This is a genomic window from uncultured Cloacibacillus sp. (assembly GCF_963926575.1).
Lineage (GTDB): Bacteria > Synergistota > Synergistia > Synergistales > Synergistaceae > Caccocola > Caccocola faecigallinarum.
The window spans coordinates 419,160-437,546 of the sequence record NZ_CAWUXW010000003.1 but is presented as its reverse complement, the minus strand read 5'-3'; the positions used below and the strand labels follow the sequence as shown (position 1 = coordinate 437,546).

Below are 18,387 nucleotides of genomic sequence, written 5' to 3'. Positions count from 1 at the left end.
GCACCTCGCAATAAAACGAGGGGACCCCGTACGGAATCCCCCCGTCAGACTGTGTCCTAGCGTTTTTCGATTATCTTATCGACGATCCCGTACTGCTGAGCTTCTTCGGCTGACATATAGAAATCTCTGTCCGTGTCCGCCTCTATCTTCTCAAGCGGCCGGCCTGTATGCTTCGCGAGTATCTCGTTCAGCTTCGCCCTCGTCTTGAGAATTTCCTTGGCGTGTATCTCTATGTCCGAAGCCTGCCCCTGCATTCCGCCCATCGGCTGATGGATCATTATACGCGAGTTGGGAAGAGCTATGCGCTTGCCCTCGGCTCCCGCCGTGAGGAGCACCGCCCCCATGCTCGCGGCCATACCGATGCATATCGTCGAAACGTCGGGCTTGATATACTGCATTGTGTCGTATATCGCGAGCCCGGCCGTAACCGAACCTCCGGGACTGTTTATATAAATTGAGATGTCTTTGTCGGGGTCTTCGCTCTCCAGGAAGAGAAGCTGCGCCACGACCAAATTGGCCACCGTGTCGTCGATAGCCGTGCCCAGGAATATTATCCTGTCTTTCAGGAGACGGCTGTAGATATCGTAGGAACGTTCGCCTCTCCCTGACTGCTCAACTACTATAGGCACGTAATAGGACATTATAATATTCCTCCTTCTCTGCAAAGTTGCGTGCGGACGCTATTCCGCTTCCTTCTCCGCGGGAGCGTCCTTCTTCTCGGGGACGTCCACGCTCTTCACCGCCTTGGCGACGAAGTCTATCGTCTTGCGCGCGCGGAGTCTCTCGGCTATATCGTAGAGCCTGTTGCGGTCTCCGTAGATGTATTCCTGAAGCTTCTGCGGCTCGACGCCGGACATGAGCGCGAGCGAGTTGATCTCCTGCTTCAGCTCGTCGGGGGTCCAGTTGATGTCGTTCTCGTCGGCTATCGCCTCGAGGACGAGCGAGCGCTTCACTATCTTTCTTGCCGCGGAGTCGAGCTCGGCTTCGTAGGAATCCTTGTCCATGCCGCTCTTCGCGAAGAAGTCTTCCATGGTCATGTCGTTCTCGCGCTTGATGCGCTCGGCCTGCTGCTCTCTCATGGCGTCCTTCTGGCGCTCTATCATCTTCTCGGGGATCTCGACTTCGGAGAGCTCGACGGCCTTCTCTACCGCGGAGTCCTTGAGGCTCGACTCGCTCTGACGCTCTGCGGAGGTCTCGAGCTGCTTTCTGATGCTCGCCTTGAACTCATCGACGGTCTTATGCGCGTTGTGCGTAATCTCGGCGGCAAGCTCGTCGGTCAGCTCCGGCGTGTTCTTCTTCATTATGCCGAGGACCTCTATCTCGTAGCGGCTCTTTACGGCTTTCGCCTTCTTGGCCTCTTCGCCTTCGTTCGGAAGCTCTATCGAAGCTTTCTCGCCGGGGTTCTTTCCGATGAGGGCTTCGGCGACCTCGGGGCGGATCGTCTCTGAGCCGAGGAATATTTCGGTCTTCATGCCGTCCTGCTCTTTCTTCTCCTCGCCGTCCTCGTAGGTCACATAGGTATCGTACTTGACGGAGACGTAGTCGTCCTTCGCGAGCGGGCGCTCCTCATAGGTCGGGACTATCTCAGCGCGCGAGTCGAGGATGTTGGCTATTCTCTCGTCGACCATAGCGTCGGTCACTTCGTAGATGGTCTTCTCCGCCTCTATCTCGCCGAGCTCGGGAAGCGTGACTTCCGGAGTGACCTCGAAGGTGACGGTGAACTCGTAGGGCTCGTTCTCCTTAAGCGGCTCCGGCTTGAGGTCGGGGTCGGCGATGAGCTTGAGCTCGAACTCTTCGACCATGTTGTCTATCGCGTCGCCGAGCAGCTTCTCAAGGGTCTCGGCGCAGGCCGCGTCCTTCGGGAAGTAGAGCTCGAGCATTCTGCGGGGCACCTTGCCCTTGCGGAAGCCTTTGATGTTGGCTTTCTTCGATATATCCTTATATGTATTTTCTATCGCTTTGTTTACCTCTTCTGCCGTGAACTGGGCCTTGGCCTCCACAACATTTTTTTCCTGCGATAAAATCTCGGTCTTCAATTTATTTTCCCCTTTCCCAATATTACGACTGCCATAGCATAACCACCGCATTGTACCATAACAGCGCGCATTATACACTATGCGCCAGGAAAAATATTTTCCGGCGCATAAAAAATGCGAGGCTCGGTAAACCCCGCAAGAATTGCTTAATTCTGGTCGGGATGGTCGGATTCGAACCGACGACCCCCTGCTCCCAAAGCAGGTGCGCTAACCAGACTGCGCTACATCCCGAGACTATGAGATTATACCATGACTTTGCGGATATTAAAGAGGATGAAGCTTATTTTGTCCTCCGCGCGTCAATCCGCCGTTCCGCTCTTCACGTCGTCGAGCTGGGCGATGAGCGTCGCGGCGAAGAGGACGGCGCAGCCGGTCAGCTCGCGCGCCGAGAGCACCTCGCCGAAGACGAGGTAGCCGAAAATCGCCGCGAACACGGATTCGGTGCTCATTATGATGCATGTCGCCAGCGGCTGGACGTAGCGCTGCGCCGACATCTGGAAGGTGTAGGCTACGCATGTGCAGACGAGGCCCGCGTAGACGATGGGAGGCCACGAGGCCGCGACGGAGGCGAGGTCCGGGCGCTCGAATATCAGAGCGCCTGTCGTGGCGAGCAGCGCCACGGTGCCGAACTGCACCGCGGAGAGCTTCACGGGGTCGCTCTTTCTCGAGAATACCGAGCAGGCCATGATGTGCGCCGCCCAGAAGAAGGCGCTGAGGAAGATGAGAAGGTCGCCGCGCCCTACAGTGAAGCCGTCTTTTATCGAGAGCAGGTAGAGGCCGCCCATGCTCATGAAGATGGCGAAGACTGCGGTCTTTGACGGAATTTTGCCGGCGAAGATGCCGTACAGCGGGACGATGACGATGAAGGTGTCGGTGATGAAGGCCGCCTTCCCCGCCGTCGTTCCCTGCATTCCCGCAAGCTGGAGCACTGAGCCTGAGAAGAGCGCGAGGCCGCATATCGCGCCGTGGCGGAGTATTTTCATTCTTTCGGCGCGTTTTTCCTCCGGCGTGAGTTCGCCGCGCGCTTCATCAAAGCCGCTGCGTTTTCCCATCAGCGCGAGCATCAGCGAGAGCGCCGCGACGCTCACGACGTAGCGGCTCGCGCAGAAGGTCAGCGGCCCGATCTCCTGCATCCCGAGTATCTGGGCTATGTAGGACGTGCCCCATATTAGCGCGCAGGAGACCAGCATTGCGGTCGAAACGGCGCGTCTTTTTAGCATTGCGAAATCCTCCCGAGTCCTCAGAGCCGCGCCGGAGAGCGACAGGCCGTACGGCTCAGTTGTCTTCGACGAGCTTTATCTCTTTAGCGGAAAGATTATATAGTTTGTAGACGGCCCTGTCGAGCGACTTCTCCGCCTCCGCCGTCTCGGAGGAAATTTTTTTGTATTTCCCTGGCGGATTCTGCGAGTAGAGCGTTGAGAGCTTTCTGCCAGCGGCCTCTATCTCTTCCTTGAGCGCACGCTGAGATGCGTTTTCGAGGTTGACGCGGCGCACGGGAAGCGCCGAGAGCGCGGAGGTGCGCAGCTCGAAATATCCGTTGAGCAGCTCGGGCGAGCGCGCGCGGAAGACGTAGTCCATGAGCTTGGAGTTGAGCAGCGCGAGCAGGAACCAGTCGCAGCCCTCTATGACGCAGCATTTGTCGTTGACGTAGGCCGCGCCCTCTGAAGCCGCGGCGGAGAGGCGCTTCGTGATGACGGGCAGGATTATCTTGCCGCGCTCGAAAACGCCGTAGTATTTGCACGGGCGCAGCTCCCACCAGTAGTCGCCTTTGTCGCGGCGCTTCGCGGCCCTGCGCTCGAACGGAGCGAGGCGCGATGCGACGAGCGGGTGGGCGGCGGCGAACCAGCGGTCCGGCTCTTCAAGCTCACGGCGACGGTCGGTGTATCCCTTCGGCATAAAGATAAGCCGCTTCTTCGCCTCCGGCAGATAGTAGCGCTTCACCTCGCGCCCCGTGTAGAAGGGGACGAGCATGGAGGCCGAGGCCGGCTCCTTCGCCGCTATCTCCTCCGCCTCCGCCGCGTCGAGGACGAAGGCTTCGTTGAGGCCGGTCAGCACTCCGCGGTAGACGCCGCCGGCGCACGAGGCGAGCGGTATGCTTTTTTCGTAAATTTTTTCCTCAAGGCTTTTTTTATCGCCCTCGGTGAAGTTCCACGGCGCTTCGCCTAGCTCTTCCGCGCCGCGCACATACGGCTGCACCGAGGCGCGGCCGCGCGGCAGCCCGTTCCACGCGCCTTCGGCCTCTATGACGAGGACCGGCTCGTCGTGTACTGCTTCTTTATAAAACGAGAGCACGCAGAGCGGCATCGCGGAGCCTGTTATCTGCGGCGCGCTGCCGAGGTCCGCGACCATGCGCGGCGGGCGCAGCGCGAAGAAGCGGCGCAGCCCCTCTCCGTAGCGCGACTTCATCCATTTGTTGGAAACGAGCATGACGGCGCTTCCGCCCTGGGAGAGCATCGCGGCCGCCTTCTCCACGTAGTAGCAGTACAGGTCGGCGCCGAATTGCGACGAGGCGTAGCCGCCGAGCAGCGGCTTTATGGATGAGAAGTGCTCGCCGCGGACGTGCGGAGGCTTGGAGATTATCAGATCGAATTCCTCGCCGTCCATGACGCCGTCGACTAGGACGCTGCCCCACGCGAAATGTCCGTCCGCGGGGGCTGCGCCGTATTTCAGCATGAGCGCGGCGCGCAGCGCGTCGAGCGCCGCAGCGGAGCAGTCCGTGGCGCAAAGGCCGTTTGCGACAAATTCCGCCGCGAACCTCCCGGCGCTCCGTCCCGCGGCGCCGAGGTATTTGTTGAGCTTGACGCGCGCCTCGGCAAGCTTTTCGACGAAGGCGAGCGCTATCTTCCCGTCCGATGCCGCTACGTCGCAGAAGCGCATCGAGGCGAGCGCCTCGTCTATCTGCACCGCGTGCAGCCGCACGAGGCTGTCGTCGAAGAGTATCCTGTCGTCCGCGACGTAGCCGTCGAGCGCGGCTTCGCTGAGGCCGCAGCTTTTGTGGATGTACATCTTGAGCCCCTCGGCGCAGATGAAATCCATCAGCTCGCGCGGGACTTCGACGCTTTTGACGGGCGACGATACGGCGAGCGCGACGAGGCCGCGCCGCTCTCCCGCCGGCGGCACGCATGCGAGCACGCCGCCGCAGCCGTCCGACGCCGCGCAGGCCTCGACGAAGCGGACGACGCTTTCTCCCTTTTCCGGCGTCAGCTCCGCGCCGGGGCAGAGCTTCACGACGGCGACGTCTATTCTGCCGCCGCCCATGAGCGGCGTGTGGCTTCCGATTATTTTGTAAGACGAGACGAGGTTTTTGAATCCGCGCGGGATGTGGCGGCCGGAGCGTATCCGTCCGTCTCCGGCGGAGACGTTGGAAAAGACGGAATGCGCCAACGAGAGAAATTTTTCCGCGTCGAAGCCGGCTTCGCACGGCGCGCTGTACAACAGGGACGGAGTTCCCTTCGGCATATCAGACACCACCCGCTCGCAGTATTCGTGCCTTTAAGTATAAGGCATAGCGCGCTAAAAATATATCCCGTTTTGCGCGGCGTGCGAATTTATGAAAAAAGCCGGAGCGTGTGGCCCCGGCCTTCAATATTTTACAGAAGCAGCTCCGCGACCTGGACGGCGTTGAGCGCGGCTCCCTTTCTCAAATTGTCGCCGACGACCCACATCGCGAGCGCGTTGTCGAGCCCCGTGTCGCGGCGGATGCGTCCGACGCAGACGGCGTCAGTGCCCGCCACGTCGAGCGGCAGCGGATACTCCGCGGACTTCGGATCGTCGCGCACGACGACGCCGGGAGCCTTCGAGAGCACGGCGCGCGCCTCGTCGGGCGTGATTGGGCGCTCGAACTGCGCCGTCACGCTCTCGCCGTGGCAGCGGAATATCGGCACGCGCACCGTGATGCCGCTGACGCGCAGCTCCGGCAGGTGCATTATCTTGCGCGACTCGTTGACCATCTTCCACTCTTCCTCGGAGATTCCCTCGTCGTCGAAGGGGCCGATGTGCGGCAGCAGGTTGAAGGCTATGCCGTGCGGATAGACCTTTTCGTCGTAGCCTTCGCCCGCGAGCGCGGCCCTCGAGCCGTCGCGCAGAGATTCTATCGCGGCCTTGCCCGTGCCCGCCACCGACTGGTAGGTGCTGATGTTTATATATTTGAGCCCCGCCGCCTTGTGAAGCGGATAGAGCACGACGACGGCCTGTATCGTGGAGCAGTTCGGGTTCGCTATGATTCCCTTTTTCTCCGCGAGCTTTACGTCGCCGGGGTTGATTTCGGGCACTATCAGCGGCACTTCGGGGTCCATGCGCCATGCGGAGCTGTTGTCGACGACCGTCGCTCCGCTGGCGGCAGCGACGGGAGCCCAGCGTTTGGAGGTTTTCCCGCCCGCAGAGAAGAGCGCTATATCCACGTCCTTGAAGGAGTCTTCTTTTACGGCGCGCACGGTGACCTCTTCGCCGCGGAACGTTACCTTCTTCCCCTCGGAGCGCTCAGAGGCGAGCGGCACGAGCTCCGAGACGGGGAAATTGCGCTGCTCGAGCGTCAGCAGCATCTCGCGCCCGACGAGGCCCGTCGCGCCGAGGACGGCGACTCTCCTGCCGCTCATCAGAAGGCCACCTCGTCTATGAAGTGGTCGTGCAGCTCGCGCACCGCGTCCTCCGCGCGCGACGAGCCGACGACGCAGGTGATGGCGAGCGCGGTTGAGGCGATCATCTCTATATTTATGCCCGCCTCCGCGAGTATATTGAACATCTTAGACGGTATCTCTGGATGGTTGGCTATGCCAGCGCCGACTATCGAGACGCGCGCTATCTCAGTGTCGAAGGAGACGCCCTGCGCGTCCACCTCGCGGCACATTTCGCGGCAGACCTGGCTGGCGACTTCGAGGTTCGTCTTTTTGACGAGGAAGCCGATGTCGTTGACGCCTCCGCGCATGTTGTTCTGAATTATCATCTCCGCGCCGACGCCTTTTTCCGCGAGGTTCGCGAAAAGACGCGCCGCGACGCCGGGGATGTCGGGAACTCCCAGCAGCACGACCTTCGCCGCCTTCATGTCATGGACGACGGCCTTTATGATAAGTCCCTCCGTTACGGGATTGCTCATTACCCATGTGCCCTCCTCTTCTACAAAGCTTGAACCTACGTAAAGCGGCACGTCGTAGCGCGCCGCCATCTCGACGCTCCTGGCCTGAAGGACGTTCGCGCCCTGCACCGCCATTTCCATACATTCGTCGAAGCCTATCTGCTTCAGCTTGCGCGGATTTTTCACGACGCGCGGGTCGCCGGTCATGACGCCCGTCACGTCCTTCAGCAGGCGGCAGGACTGCGCGCCGAGCGAGGCCGCGAGCGCGACCGCCGAAAGGTCGGAGCCGCCGCGTCCGAGCGTTATCACGTCGCCGTTGTCCGTTATCGCCTGGAAGCCGGTGACGACGGCGACCTTGCCCTCGTTAAGCACCTTTTCGACGGCGTCCGGCTCTATCCTGTAAATGCGTCCCTCCATCGGGAAGCCCTTCGCGCGTATGCCCGCCTGCTGCGCCGTGAAGGACTGCGCAGGAAGGCCGAACTGCTTCAGCGCGAGCGCCAAGAGCGCGACGCTCTGCTGCTCGCCGGTCGCCAAGAGCTGGTCCATTTCGCGGCCGTCGGCCTCTGAGGCTACGTCGCTTGCGAGCGCGAGCAGGTCGTCCGTGGTGTTGCCCATCGCGGATACGACGACGGCGACGCGGTAGCCCTCCTCGCGCGTTTTCTTTACTATCTGCGCGACGTGCCTCATGCGCGCCGAGTCAGCGACGGAGGAGCCGCCGAATTTAAGGACTGTCAGCGGAAGTTTCTCCCATTCCATCTATCTGCACCTCCGGTATTCCTCAAGCATGTTGGGGAACTCCATATCCACGTCGACGCGCGCGCCCTGGGCGCTGCCGTCGAGGACGAAGAACTGCGAGCGCACGCCGTGCTCCGTGAAGGTGCGGCACATCGCCTCGGCGACGCGCTGCGTCGAGCCCTTGACTAGCGCGATGACGCTCGGCCCGGAGCCGCTTATCGCGACGCTTATGCACTCCGGCAGAGCCTCGACGCGCGAGAAGATGACCTCGCCTCCCGAGAAGAGCTTGCTCCTGTAGGGCTGGTGCAGCCTGTCGTCCATTCCCCATTTGAGATAGTCCCACTTGCCGGTCGCCCAGGCCGCCGTCAGCAGCGCGGCGCGCCCGACGTTGAAGACGGCGTCGCTGAAGGGGACCTCCTTCGGCAGCGCGTTGCGCGCGTCGGAAGTTTTCACGCGCTCGTCCGGCACCGCGACGACGCAGAGCACCTCGGGCGGAAGCGCGGGAAGTTTGACGTAGCGCAGCTCCTTGCCGTCCCAGCAGCTGACGACCATGCCGCCGAGGAAGCAGGGCGCGACGTTGTCGGGATGTCCCTCTATCACCGTCATCGCTCGCAGCAGCTCGTCGTCGTCCGCGTCATAGCCCGTGAGGTACTTCGCGATAAGCACGCCAGCGACGACCGCGCCCGCCGAGCTGCCGAGGCCGCGGCAGAGCGGTATTATGTTGTGGCACCAGAGCGCGAAGCCCGGCCCGGCGACGTTCCATCTTTTGCAGGTTTCCTCGTATGCCTTGACTACGAGGTTGGCCTTGGGCGAAGAAAGCTCGCGCGCGCCCTCGCCGAGCGCCTCGACCTTATATTCGCCCTCGGGCAGAAGCTCCGTGACCTTGAATATATTGTAGAGCGAGACCGCCATGCCTATCGTGTCGAAGCCAGAGCCGAGGTTGGCGCTCGTCGCCGGAACGCGGAGCGTTATCAGCGCGTTCACCCCTTCATCACCTCCATGAGCTCATCGAAGCTGTCCCCGATCTCCACGGGGCGTCCGACCTGCGACATGGCAGTGTCGGGGTCTTTGAGGCCGTTGCCCGTAAGTATCATGACGGCGGTGATTCCGCGCGGCAGGCGGCCTTCCTTCTTCAATTTGATAAGTCCGGCGAGCGGCGCGCACGAAGCGGGCTCCGCAAATACGCCGCCCTTTGACGAAAGTATGTACTGCGCCGCGAGTATTTCCTCGTCGGTGACGGAGTTGAACTCGCCCGACGACTGCGCGACGGCCTCCTTCGCGAGGTGCGCGCTGACGGGATTGCCGATGCGTATCGCGGTGGCTATCGTCTCCGGATTCGGGCAGGGCTGTCCCGTCACGAGCGGAGCCGCGCCCACAGCCTGGAAGCCCATCATGCGCGGCAGCTTGTCTATCTTTCCAAGCTCCTTATACTGCTTGTAGCCAGCCCAGTAGGCACTGATGTTGCCCGCGTTGCCGACGGGAATCGCGTGCCAGTCGGGCGCGCGGCCTAGAGCCTCGCAGATTTCCCACGCGCCGCTGCGCTGTCCCCAGAGCCTGTAGGGGTTGACGGAGTTCACGATTGCGAAGCCCTCGCGCTCCGCAGCCTCGCGCGCCATCTCTAGCGCGCGGTCGAAATTTCCGCGCACGGCGATGACCTTCGCTCCGTACATGAGAGCCTGCGCCAGCTTGCCGAGCGCGACCTTCCCCGCCGGAAGCAGGACGAAGCACGGAACCTGCGCTGCCGCGGCGTATGCTGCGGCCGAGGCCGAGGTGTTGCCCGTCGAGGCGCAGACGAGCGCCTTCGCGCCGTCCTCGAGCGCCTTCGCTACGGCCATGACCATTCCCCTGTCCTTGAACGAACCGGAGGGGTTGCAGCCCTCGAGCTTCGCCCAAAGCTCTATCTCAAGCATACGGCTGATGCCGTCGAGATGCACGAGCGGCGTAGAACCTTCGCCGAGCGTAATGCGCGGCGTCTTGTCGGTTACCGGAAGAAGCTCCGCGTACCTGTCGATAACTCCCATAAAAACTCCTCCATTCCAGCGGCTTTCGCCTGTCGTTACAAAAAAAGCCGCCCCTGCATCGTTTACAGAGGCGGCGTTGAATCCTTACCGCGGTTCCACTCTTATTCGGCCGCCATACCAACGGCCCTCGTCCGCGCTGTTTCGGGCGCTCCCGGACGTCTTATCCGCGCGTCACACGAGCGCGGCTTCGGCGCCAGCTCGGAGGTGGTATTCAAATCCGGCTCGACGAAGGCTTTTCAGCGTTTCAGCCCTCTCTCTGTGAAGAGTCCGAACTTTACTATCCCCGTCATCGCTGCGAGATTATCAAGTTCAATGTCAGAGTTTATACTACTCGCAATTATGATTGTCAAGTATCAATTGATATTTGATATTTTGTCTCCTTTCTGATAGAATTCTCTGGAATTAAGTTTTATGGTTTTTAGGTGGGATAATTCAAATGGCAAAATCTGCATCGGATAAAGTCGTAATGACGCGCGAGGGCTACGAAAAGCTCAAGGCCGAGCTCGTCTCCCTCCGCAGCGACGGACGCTCGGAAGTGGCGGCGAAGCTCGAAGAGGCGAGAGCCTTCGGAGACCTCAGCGAGAACGCCGAGTACCACGCGGCGAAGGAAGAGCAGGAAAAGCTCGAGAACCGCATCCTTCAGCTCGAATATCAGCTCAGCAAAGCGCAGATCGTCGAGGCGCACGACATAGACACGAGCGTCGTCAGCCTCGGCACGACCGTTACGCTCGAGGACCTCGACCTCAAGAAGACCTTTGTCTACACGCTCGTCGGCACCGAAGAGGCCGACATCAAAGAGAACCGCATCTCCGCGGCGAGCCCCGTCGGCAAGGCCGTCATGGGCAAGCGCGCAGACGAAGAGGTGATGGTGAGAACGCCGCGCGGCGTCCGCCACCTCAAGGTCACGAAGATTCAGCTCAAGTAACAGCGGCGGATATATGAAAAGCGGGACGCGAAAGCGCCCCGCTTTTTTCTGTCCTTTGCGCCCGCCGCGCGCTTAGCCGCGCTTTATGGAGAACGAGCGTCTGATTACAGCGGAGAGGAAATCTCCGAAAGATACGCCGCGCGCCTTCGCAGCCTTCGGCACGAGGCTCGTGGAGGTCATGCCGGGCGCGGTGTTGACTTCAAGCGCGTAGGCTTCGCCCTCCGGCGTTATTCTGAAATCGACGCGGCTGTATCCGCGGCAACCGAGCGCGCGATGCGCCGCGACGGCGTCCGCCGCGATGCGCGCGTTCACCTCCGGCGAGAAATCCGCCGGGCAGATATACTCCGTGCAGCCGTGCGTGTATTTGTTCTTGTAGTCGTAAAATCCGCTCTTCGGCTTGATATGCACCGCGGGCAGCGCTTCGACTGCTCCGTCCTCGCGTTCCCATACGGCGACGGTCGCCTCCTCGCCCGGTATGTACTGCTCGACGAGCGCCAAATCTTCGAGCTGCCAGACCGCTTCAAGCGCCTTGGCGTAATCGGCGGCGTCGGTAATGAACGAGAGGCCGACGGTGCTTCCGCCGCCGTTCGGCTTGACCGTAAGCTTGCCGTACTTTTTAAGATACTCCGCGGCGAGCGCTTCGTTCGCGCACTCGCGCGTCGCCGTGAAGCCGTCGGGGACCTTGACGCCCGCTTCAGCGAAGAGCGTCTTCGCGAGGCGCTTGTCCATGCCGAGCATCGAAGCCTCCGGGCCTGAGCCGGTGTACGGGATTTCGAGAGCTTCGAGCACGGTCTGTATCCTGCCGTTCTCGCCCCAGCCGCCGTGCAGCGCGATGAAGACGCCGCAGGCGTTGAAGCTTTCCCATAACCTCACGAACTCTTTGATTGATTTTATGTCGTAGAGCTGCGCTTCCCAGCCGCAGCCGTTCAGCGCTTCCGCGACGGCCGCGCCGGAGTTGAGCGAAACCTCGCGCTCCGGGCTCACGCCGCCGCACAGCACAACAATCTTGTCCATCGCTTCAAAGTCCTCCTTCAGGCTAATCGTCCTTCGAGCCTATCTCTAGCTTGCGGTCCGGGTATGCGTTGATGAAGAGCGTCAGCCCTATCTTATAGTCGTCCTCGGAGCGCTTGTCCTTGTACCAGAGCTCCCACGTCATGCAGTGCATGTTGTAGGTGAGCGAATAGAAGATGGACGAGAAGTCTTCTATCTCTATGTCGTAGTTAGCTCCGATGAAGACCGTCCATCTTTCCCACGGCGCGCCTATCGGCAGCGGGAACGAGACGGACTGGAAGAACGTCTCGCTGTTCGTATAGCGGTCCCACGCCATCGGGCTCTTGCCCTCTTCGACCCAGCGGCGGTAGTAGGAGCTTGCGAAGTTGAACGCGCCTATCTTGTAGCTGAAGCCGCCCCAGGCGTCGGTCGCCTTCTGGTTCCTGTCCTCGTTGTAGTAATCGAAGTATCTGTACCTCGCGCCGTAGAACGGCTTGAAGATGCCTATCGACCACTGCGGCCTGCCGCGGTACTGCGCGACGTAGGCGATACGCTCCGTCCACTCCTGGCGCGTAATGTTGTCGCCGTAGCGGCCCCATGCGGTGTAGAGGCGGAATTCGCCGCCGGTCAGCGGCTCGCTGAACCACGGGGACGATATCGAGAATTCCGGATCGCGCCAGACGTCGCGGTCTTCCGTTACGTCGGTCGCGACCTCAGTCGAGACGAGCTCGCGCTGCGCCCAGTAGAGCCGCGCCTTCCATCCGGCGTTCTCGTACTCCATTCCCCACGACGGACGCCACAGGGTGTCCTCGGTGTCGTCGTTGTAGAGACGCCGGATGTCGGCGAAGACGCTGAACTGGTCTGTGAAGCGGTAGCGGTAGTTGATGGTGGTCTCGAACTCTCCCTGCGTCCAGTACATCGCCTCAAGGTCGAGCTCCCCGTACTGTCCGAGGTCGAGCGGGCCGCGCAGCCCGAAGCCCGCTCCGAGGTCGGAGTCGTAGTTGAATATGGGCTGGATCCCCTCTTTCTTTCGGCTGGTCATGACGTAGTCGAAGGGATAGGGAATTACGAGAGAGTCGCCGATGTAGAAGCGCGGGCGCTTGAGCACCGTCTTCTTGCCGGGGAATATGACGGCGCGCTTCGTGACGAACTTATAGTGCGGCTTGGTGAAGTCGCAGGTGGTCGAGGTGACGCCCATCCATTCGGCGACGTTCTGAGATTTCGGGCTGTTTTTCCTGCGCCGCGGCGCGTGTATTATGCCGAGCTCGGCGGCGTCGCTGTCGGGCATGAACCTGACTCTTCCGCCGCGCATGTGCATCGGCCCGGACTCGCCGGAGACCTGCGTGAAGATTCCGCGCCGCGTCTCGACGTTGTATTTCAGGTGCTTGCCTATATATTTCTCAATGCCGGAGTAGACGACGACGTTCTCGCGATAGTCGGAGTATGCGTCGACGACGTGCGACTTCGTGTCATATTCGACGTAGGGGGCGAACATGCGCACGTCCTTGTTGCGGACGCGAACGTTGCCCTCGGCTATGGCGATGCCCGTGTATTCGTCGAAGCTGATTTCGTCGGCGTCGAGGAATACTTCGTTCGGAACTTTAGCCGTCTGCTGAGCGGAGTCGCCGGACGCAGACTGCGCCGTTTCAGCCGTCTCCACCTTAGGCGTCACAGCCGGCGCTTCGTCTAACGCAGGCGGCTCCGGCTCACCGTAGGGCATGGGCTCGACGCCCGCGTCCCACGGCATAAATATGCCGTCGTCCTGCTCCGACGCAAGTGCCTGCGGCGCTGCGGGGAAAGCTGCGGCAACAGATATAAGCAAAAAGCATACGGCCAGGCGCAGCGCGGCGCCGGAATGCGCGCGGCCGATTTTTAATTTGTCCAAGTCACTGTGCCCCCGTTCGTTATATAGCAGTCTCCGCTGCGCGTGTCGTAGACGCCAGCGTCCCCGCTTATCACCATATTCTCAGAGCTCAGCGTTACGCCCTTCGAGAAGTTCCAGCGCTCCGTATCGGCGTCGTATTCGACGAAGCCGGACTGCATGTCGTATGTCTTGCCCTTCTCCGTCATCGTTCCGTCTCCGTTGGTCAGGGTTATGTCGTTGTTCTCGCGCGTGAAGGTGCTTCCGTCGGCGTAGATGTGCGTGTTGCGCCCGTTGGGGTCTTTAATCGTTATGTCGACAGAGGTCCCGTATATAACGCCTTCCTTGTGCTCGGCTCGCGGCGAAATTATTATCCACGTCTTGCCGTTCACGACGCGCTCTATCTCTATGTCCTCCACGATGATGTCGGGCAGCGGCACGTTTTTCATAGCGCCGAGATGGAGGTCCCGCCACAAGTAAAAAGCCCCGACGGCGACCGCAAGGATCACCGCCAGGACGATGGCTTCACGTTTCGTTAATTTTTTTATACGCACGGACTGCCTCAGTACTGATTAGGGTCCGAGCGCGTGCCCTGCGGAGCGAGCCCGCCCGGCTGGGTGAGCGGCGCTATCTGCGAGGGGATCTGATAGGCGGTTATCGGCGTCGCTTCGGAGGTCTGCGCGTAGAAGAGCGTTCCTTCCTTCAGCTGCTTGTCGTTGCCGCGGATCAGGAAGCCGCCCGCGAGTCCGACGGGGCCGAGAAGAACCGCGCCCGCGAGGCTCGCGCCGGCCGCGCCTATCATCGCGCTGTCCGCCTCCATCGCCTTCTTAGCCGCGTCGCCGATGTTAACCGGCACAACGTACGGCCCGAGCACCTCGACGCCGTCTATCTCCATCTCTATTACCGAGGAGCGTCCGAAGCTGCGCGGCGGCTTCACAGTCGTGATGTGAGCGAAGACGCGGCTGCCCTTCGGCGCGACGAGCATGTCGCCTACCATAATCTGCTCGTTCAGCGCGAGGATGATTATATCGCCTACCTTGACGTTTCTGACGGTGAGCGTGTCGCGGAGTATTCCTTTAACTATGGTCTCCTTCGGCAGCTCGAACTGCGTCGCCATGATGCCCTCTGGGAGCAGCTTCATAAGCAGGCGCTCGAGGCGCGAGACGAGCGGTCCGGGCTGGTTGGCTCCTTCGAGTATCGCCTCCATGGCGTCGATGCGTCTCGTAAGCGGCCAGGTCGGATGTATCTCCTGGCTTACACCCCATTCAGCGACGGAGAGCTTGAAGAGAACCGACGGCTGCGTGTCCGTTCCTCTTTCAAGGAAGTCTATCAGCGCCGTCTGGCGCTCGGTGAGGCTTCCCGGAAGCTCGCGCCCGAAGATTGTCCTCTCTACGTCGTTGAGCCTGTTGAGGAGGCCGCCCTCGCGCTTGCTTCCGTAGATGATGGTCTCTATCCTTTCGAGCATTTCAAATGCCGGGGCGGATTTGTCCGGCTTGATTATCGTGTTGGCCGTCCCGGTAGAGATGACGGCGGGGCCGGGCGTTTTGACCTCGGCCGTTTCGGTCTGCGCCGACTCCGCGGCGGGCGCGTTTGCGGGCTCGGGAGCCGCATCGTCCGCGAACGAATAGGCCGGGAAGGTCAGGGAGAACGCCGCTATCAGCGCGGCGATTTTCTGCGTGGTTTTCTTCATGCTTTTTTTGCCTCCTTCTGCTTTTTGATGTCGAGAGCAGCCGCTATGAAATCCTTGAAAAGCGGATGCGGACGCACGGGGCGCGAGAGGAATTCCGGATGGAACTGGACGCCCACCATCCACGGGTGGTTGTCGTTCTCCATGATCTCGACCTGTCCGCCCATCGGGCAGACGCCCGCGACGCGCATTCCGGCGGCCTCAAACTCCTTTATATATTCGTTGTTGAACTCGAAGCGGTGGCGGTGGCGCTCCTCGATATGCGTCGTGCCGTAAATCTTCTCGGCCTTCGTACCGGGCTTTATCTCGCACGGATAGGTGCCGAGGCGCGACGTGCCGCCGATGCCCGCGACGTTTTTCTGTTCTTCCATAAGGTGGATGACGGGGTGCGTCGTGCTTTCGTCCATCTCGAGGCTGTTCGCGTCGGCGAAGCCGAGGACGCTGCGAGCGAACTCTATGACTGCGACCTGCATTCCGAGGCAGAGGCCGAGGTACGGCACGCCGTTCTCGCGCGCGTATCTCGCGGCGACTATCTTGCCTTCGACGCCGCGCTGTCCGAAGCCGCCGGGAACAAGTATTGCGTCAGCCTTTCCGAGTATCTCGGCAACGTTCCCGGTCTCCAGGTCTTCCGCTTCGACGGGGAAGATGTTGACCTTGACGCCGTTCGCTATGCCGGCGTGCAGGACGGCCTCGTTGACGCTGAGGTAGGCGTCCTTTATTTCGGTGTACTTCCCGACGAGAGCGACGGTGAGCGCCTCCTTGCGCGTGTCGTACTTATGCAGGAATTCTTTCCAGTCCTTCATGTCGGGCGAGCCCTTCGTCGGCAGGCCGAGCTTCTTGAGGACGAGGTGGTCGAATTTCTGCGAGTGCAGTACCATCGGTATTCTGTATATCGTGTCGGAGTCGACGGCTTCGAATACGGAATCCGAAGGGACGCTGCAGAAGAGCCCTATCTTCTCGCGAAGCTCCGGGCCGACCGTGTACTGCGAGCGGCAGACTATCACGTCGGGCTGGATGCCTATCCTGCGCAGCTCGTTGACGCTGTGCTGTGTCGGCTTCGTCTTGAGCTCTCCAGACGCCGCAATGTATGGGACGAGCGTGACGTGGCAGTAAAGAATGTTGGAACGCCCGACGCGGCTCGCGAACTGGCGAATCGCTTCGAGATAGGGCAGACCTTCGATGTCTCCGACCGTTCCGCCTATCTCGGCGATGACGATGTCTTTGTCCTTGCCGACGCGCTCTATTCTGTCCTGAATTTCGTTCGTGATGTGCGGTATGACCTGCACCGTCGCGCCGTTGTAGCCGCCGGCGCGTTCACGCTGTATGACGGCGGAATATACCTTTCCCGTCGTGCAGCTGTTTTCTCCCTTGATCGTTTCGTCTATGAAACGTTCGTAGTGGCCGAGGTCGAGGTCCGTCTCAGCCCCGTCCCACGTTACGAATACTTCTCCATGCTGAAAAGGGCTCATTGCTCCTGCGTCTACGTTGATATAAGGGTCCATCTTGATGATGCTTACCTTATACCCGCGGCGTTTCAGAAGAACGCCGAGCGACGCGGCTGTAATTCCCTTGCCGAGAGATGACACAACTCCTCCGGTGACGAAAATATACTTAGTCATTGATTGCAAACGCCCCTTCTGGCATATCTTATTTATCTAAGGTACTGCAGCGGGTTTCTCGGTTTCCCGCCGACGCGCACCTCAAAGTGCAGATGGTTCCCCGTCGACCTTCCCGTGCTTCCGACGAGGGCTATAGTCTGGCCGCGTGAAATTTTCGCGCCCTTTCTTACAAGAAGTTTGCTGCAGTGTCCGTAGAGCGTCGTGAGCCCCTTGGAGTGCGAGAGGACTATCGTGCGCCCGTAGCCGCCCATCCAGCCGGAATGCACGACCGTGCCGTTGGCCGGCGCCTTTATCGCCGTGCCGCGCGGAGCCGCGATGTCAAGGCCGGAGTGGAACACGCGCCGTTTTCCGAACGGGCTCTTTCTCCAGCCGAAGTTGCTCGATATGCGCCCCATCGTCGGCCAGCGGAAGCTGCGCGAGCCGCCCGTTATCTTGACCGAAGCGCGGCGGACGCCTCCGCGTCCCTTCGACGCTATGCGGACCTCGGTGTCGGCGATGAGCTTGCCGCCGGGCAGGAATATTTCCTCGCCGAGGATGAGCTTGTCGCTCTTCATAGCGTTTGCGAGCTTCACCGCGTCGGAGGACGAGCCGTACTTGTCGGCGAGCTTGCCTAGCGTGTCGTTCTTTGCGACCTTGACGAATACGCCGTCCTGGTTAGGCACGCGGAGCTTCATGCCGAGCTTGAGCCTGTGTATGCTGCCGCCCAGCACCTGCTGGTTGCATCCGACGAGCGTGTCGACGTCGAGGTCGAACTTGCCGGAGATTCCCCAGAGCGTGTCGCCTTCTTTAACGACGTACTCGTGAACCTCGAGCAGCTTGCCCTTCTTCGCGAAGGCTAGCTCTTCCTTCTGGAGGTTGCGCACGAACAGCAGCGTCGCGACTACGTCGTCGTGGCTGTCCGGCACGTAGAGCACCTCGGAGGGGTTGGGCTTCTCGCCCTTCCGCAGTCCGTTGGCCTGACGCAGGTCTTCTTCGGATATATTGAATTCTTCCGATATGGATTTCAGCGTTTCGCCCGGTTCGAGGACGACTTCAGTCCAATGTATGTCCTTGTCGAGCGCGGTCTTGTCTTCTTCCGATATCCTTCCGTCGTTTTTCGAGAGGATGCCGTAGAGCTTCAGCTCCTCGTCGGTGAGCGTCGGTATGCTCGGCAGCGGCCCTATCGCGAGAGGGACGAGCTCGGAGCCCTCGTCCGCGGCTTCGCCTCCGCCAGTTCCGGCGGTGTTGAGGAAGTCGGAGACGTCGACCGTGAAGAAGCCCTTGTTGTCCTCGGGGTTCTCCGCCGAAACCTCCCCGCCCAGCCCTATCCAGTACATACCGGAACGCTCGGCCGCGACGGCCGCGCAGACGACCGCGCCTCCGACGGCGAGCATCAGGAAGACGATGAGATATATCTTTTTCCTCAATCCGGCTTTATACATATTGGACTTATCCTTCATCAG

The 18,387-nt window shown here is 60.8% G+C and carries 15 protein-coding genes and 1 tRNA gene; 1 reads left to right on the top strand and 15 read right to left on the bottom strand.

Annotation, left to right across the window (positions count from 1 at the left end):
• Positions 1 to 56: 56 nt before the first annotated feature.
• The 9 genes from clpP to thrC all read right to left on the bottom strand — a co-directional run bounded on the left by clpP (position 57) and on the right by thrC (position 9,863).
• Complete coding sequence (gene clpP / locus ABGT66_RS07175) at positions 57 to 641, bottom strand: ATP-dependent Clp endopeptidase proteolytic subunit ClpP (protein ID WP_300260259.1); 585 nt, start codon at positions 639 to 641, stop codon at positions 57 to 59.
• 39 nt (positions 642 to 680) lie between these two features.
• Entirely contained in the window at positions 681 to 2,036 is a 1,356-nt protein-coding gene (gene tig / locus ABGT66_RS07170; RefSeq protein ID WP_346689790.1) for a trigger factor, read from the bottom strand.
• Between the two features lie 153 nt (positions 2,037 to 2,189).
• Positions 2,190 to 2,267: transfer RNA gene (locus ABGT66_RS07165), tRNA-Pro, on the bottom strand.
• 68 nt (positions 2,268 to 2,335) lie between these two features.
• A complete protein-coding gene (locus ABGT66_RS07160; RefSeq protein WP_346689789.1) occupies positions 2,336 to 3,256 on the bottom strand; it encodes a DMT family transporter in 921 nt (306 codons plus the stop codon).
• Between the two features lie 55 nt (positions 3,257 to 3,311).
• Positions 3,312 to 5,495, bottom strand: coding sequence for a TaqI-like C-terminal specificity domain-containing protein (locus ABGT66_RS07155; protein WP_346689788.1), 2,184 nt, complete (start codon positions 5,493 to 5,495; stop codon positions 3,312 to 3,314).
• Between the two features lie 131 nt (positions 5,496 to 5,626).
• The gene (locus ABGT66_RS07150; RefSeq protein ID WP_346689786.1) at positions 5,627 to 6,631 is read right to left on the bottom strand and encodes an aspartate-semialdehyde dehydrogenase; all 1,005 of its coding nucleotides are present in this window, start codon (positions 6,629 to 6,631) and stop codon (positions 5,627 to 5,629) included.
• Positions 6,631 to 7,863, bottom strand: coding sequence for an aspartate kinase (locus ABGT66_RS07145; RefSeq protein ID WP_346689784.1), 1,233 nt, complete (start codon positions 7,861 to 7,863; stop codon positions 6,631 to 6,633). Before ABGT66_RS07145 ends, ABGT66_RS07150 begins: the two co-directional genes overlap by 1 nt.
• Entirely contained in the window at positions 7,864 to 8,826 is a 963-nt protein-coding gene (thrB, locus tag ABGT66_RS07140; protein WP_346689782.1) for a homoserine kinase, read from the bottom strand.
• Positions 8,823 to 9,863, bottom strand: a complete 1,041-nt coding sequence (gene thrC / locus ABGT66_RS07135; protein WP_346689781.1) for a threonine synthase — start codon at positions 9,861 to 9,863, stop codon at positions 8,823 to 8,825. Before thrC ends, thrB begins: the two co-directional genes overlap by 4 nt.
• 436 nt (positions 9,864 to 10,299) lie before the next feature.
• Here thrC and greA point away from each other — a divergent pair, with 436 nt between their 5' ends.
• On the top strand, positions 10,300 to 10,788 hold the full coding sequence (greA, locus tag ABGT66_RS07130; protein ID WP_300260277.1) for a transcription elongation factor GreA: 489 nt from the start codon (positions 10,300 to 10,302) through the stop codon (positions 10,786 to 10,788).
• Between the two features lie 72 nt (positions 10,789 to 10,860).
• On the opposite strand, the gene ABGT66_RS07125 is transcribed toward greA, so the two are convergent.
• The 6 genes from ABGT66_RS07125 to ABGT66_RS07100 form a co-directional block, all read right to left on the bottom strand.
• The gene (locus tag ABGT66_RS07125) at positions 10,861 to 11,802 is read right to left on the bottom strand and encodes a D-alanine--D-alanine ligase (RefSeq protein ID WP_294191794.1); all 942 of its coding nucleotides are present in this window, start codon (positions 11,800 to 11,802) and stop codon (positions 10,861 to 10,863) included.
• Positions 11,803 to 11,824: 22 nt separating this feature from the next.
• On the bottom strand, positions 11,825 to 13,600 hold the full coding sequence (locus ABGT66_RS07120) for a hypothetical protein (protein WP_346689780.1): 1,776 nt from the start codon (positions 13,598 to 13,600) through the stop codon (positions 11,825 to 11,827).
• 50 nt (positions 13,601 to 13,650) lie between these two features.
• Positions 13,651 to 14,088 carry a hypothetical protein gene (locus ABGT66_RS07115; RefSeq protein ID WP_346689779.1) on the bottom strand — a complete coding sequence of 146 codons (438 nt, stop codon included), beginning with the start codon at positions 14,086 to 14,088 and terminating at the stop codon, positions 13,651 to 13,653.
• Between the two features lie 113 nt (positions 14,089 to 14,201).
• Positions 14,202 to 15,329 carry a hypothetical protein gene (locus ABGT66_RS07110; RefSeq protein WP_346689778.1) on the bottom strand — a complete coding sequence of 376 codons (1,128 nt, stop codon included), beginning with the start codon at positions 15,327 to 15,329 and terminating at the stop codon, positions 14,202 to 14,204.
• A complete protein-coding gene (locus ABGT66_RS07105) occupies positions 15,326 to 16,945 on the bottom strand; it encodes a CTP synthase (protein ID WP_346689776.1) in 1,620 nt (539 codons plus the stop codon). Before ABGT66_RS07105 ends, ABGT66_RS07110 begins: the two co-directional genes overlap by 4 nt.
• A 32-nt stretch (positions 16,946 to 16,977) precedes the next feature.
• Positions 16,978 to 18,384, bottom strand: a complete 1,407-nt coding sequence (locus tag ABGT66_RS07100; RefSeq protein WP_303149046.1) for a peptidoglycan DD-metalloendopeptidase family protein — start codon at positions 18,382 to 18,384, stop codon at positions 16,978 to 16,980.
• Positions 18,385 to 18,387 lie beyond the last annotated feature (3 nt).

Bases quoted from the DNA above. Each gene is read 5' to 3' on its own strand.
- clpP (WP_300260259.1), bottom strand. From the start codon at position 641: ATGTCCTATTACGTGCCTATAGTAGTTGAGCAGTCAGGGAGAGGCGAA.
- ABGT66_RS07105 (WP_346689776.1), bottom strand. From the start codon at position 16,945: ATGACTAAGTATATTTTCGTCACCGGAGGAGTTGTGTCATCTCTCGGC.
- ABGT66_RS07155 (WP_346689788.1), bottom strand. From the start codon at position 5,495: ATGCCGAAGGGAACTCCGTCCCTGTTGTACAGCGCGCCGTGCGAAGCC.
- thrC (WP_346689781.1), bottom strand. From the start codon at position 9,863: ATGGGAGTTATCGACAGGTACGCGGAGCTTCTTCCGGTAACCGACAAG.
- ABGT66_RS07100 (WP_303149046.1), bottom strand. From the start codon at position 18,384: ATGAAGGATAAGTCCAATATGTATAAAGCCGGATTGAGGAAAAAGATA.
- ABGT66_RS07115 (WP_346689779.1), bottom strand. From the start codon at position 14,088: ATGAAAAACGTGCCGCTGCCCGACATCATCGTGGAGGACATAGAGATA.
- ABGT66_RS07145 (WP_346689784.1), bottom strand. From the start codon at position 7,863: ATGGAATGGGAGAAACTTCCGCTGACAGTCCTTAAATTCGGCGGCTCC.
- ABGT66_RS07125 (WP_294191794.1), bottom strand. From the start codon at position 11,802: ATGGACAAGATTGTTGTGCTGTGCGGCGGCGTGAGCCCGGAGCGCGAG.
- ABGT66_RS07160 (WP_346689789.1), bottom strand. From the start codon at position 3,256: ATGCTAAAAAGACGCGCCGTTTCGACCGCAATGCTGGTCTCCTGCGCG.
- ABGT66_RS07110 (WP_346689778.1), bottom strand. From the start codon at position 15,329: ATGAAGAAAACCACGCAGAAAATCGCCGCGCTGATAGCGGCGTTCTCC.
- greA (WP_300260277.1), top strand. From the start codon at position 10,300: ATGGCAAAATCTGCATCGGATAAAGTCGTAATGACGCGCGAGGGCTAC.
- ABGT66_RS07150 (WP_346689786.1), bottom strand. From the start codon at position 6,631: ATGAGCGGCAGGAGAGTCGCCGTCCTCGGCGCGACGGGCCTCGTCGGG.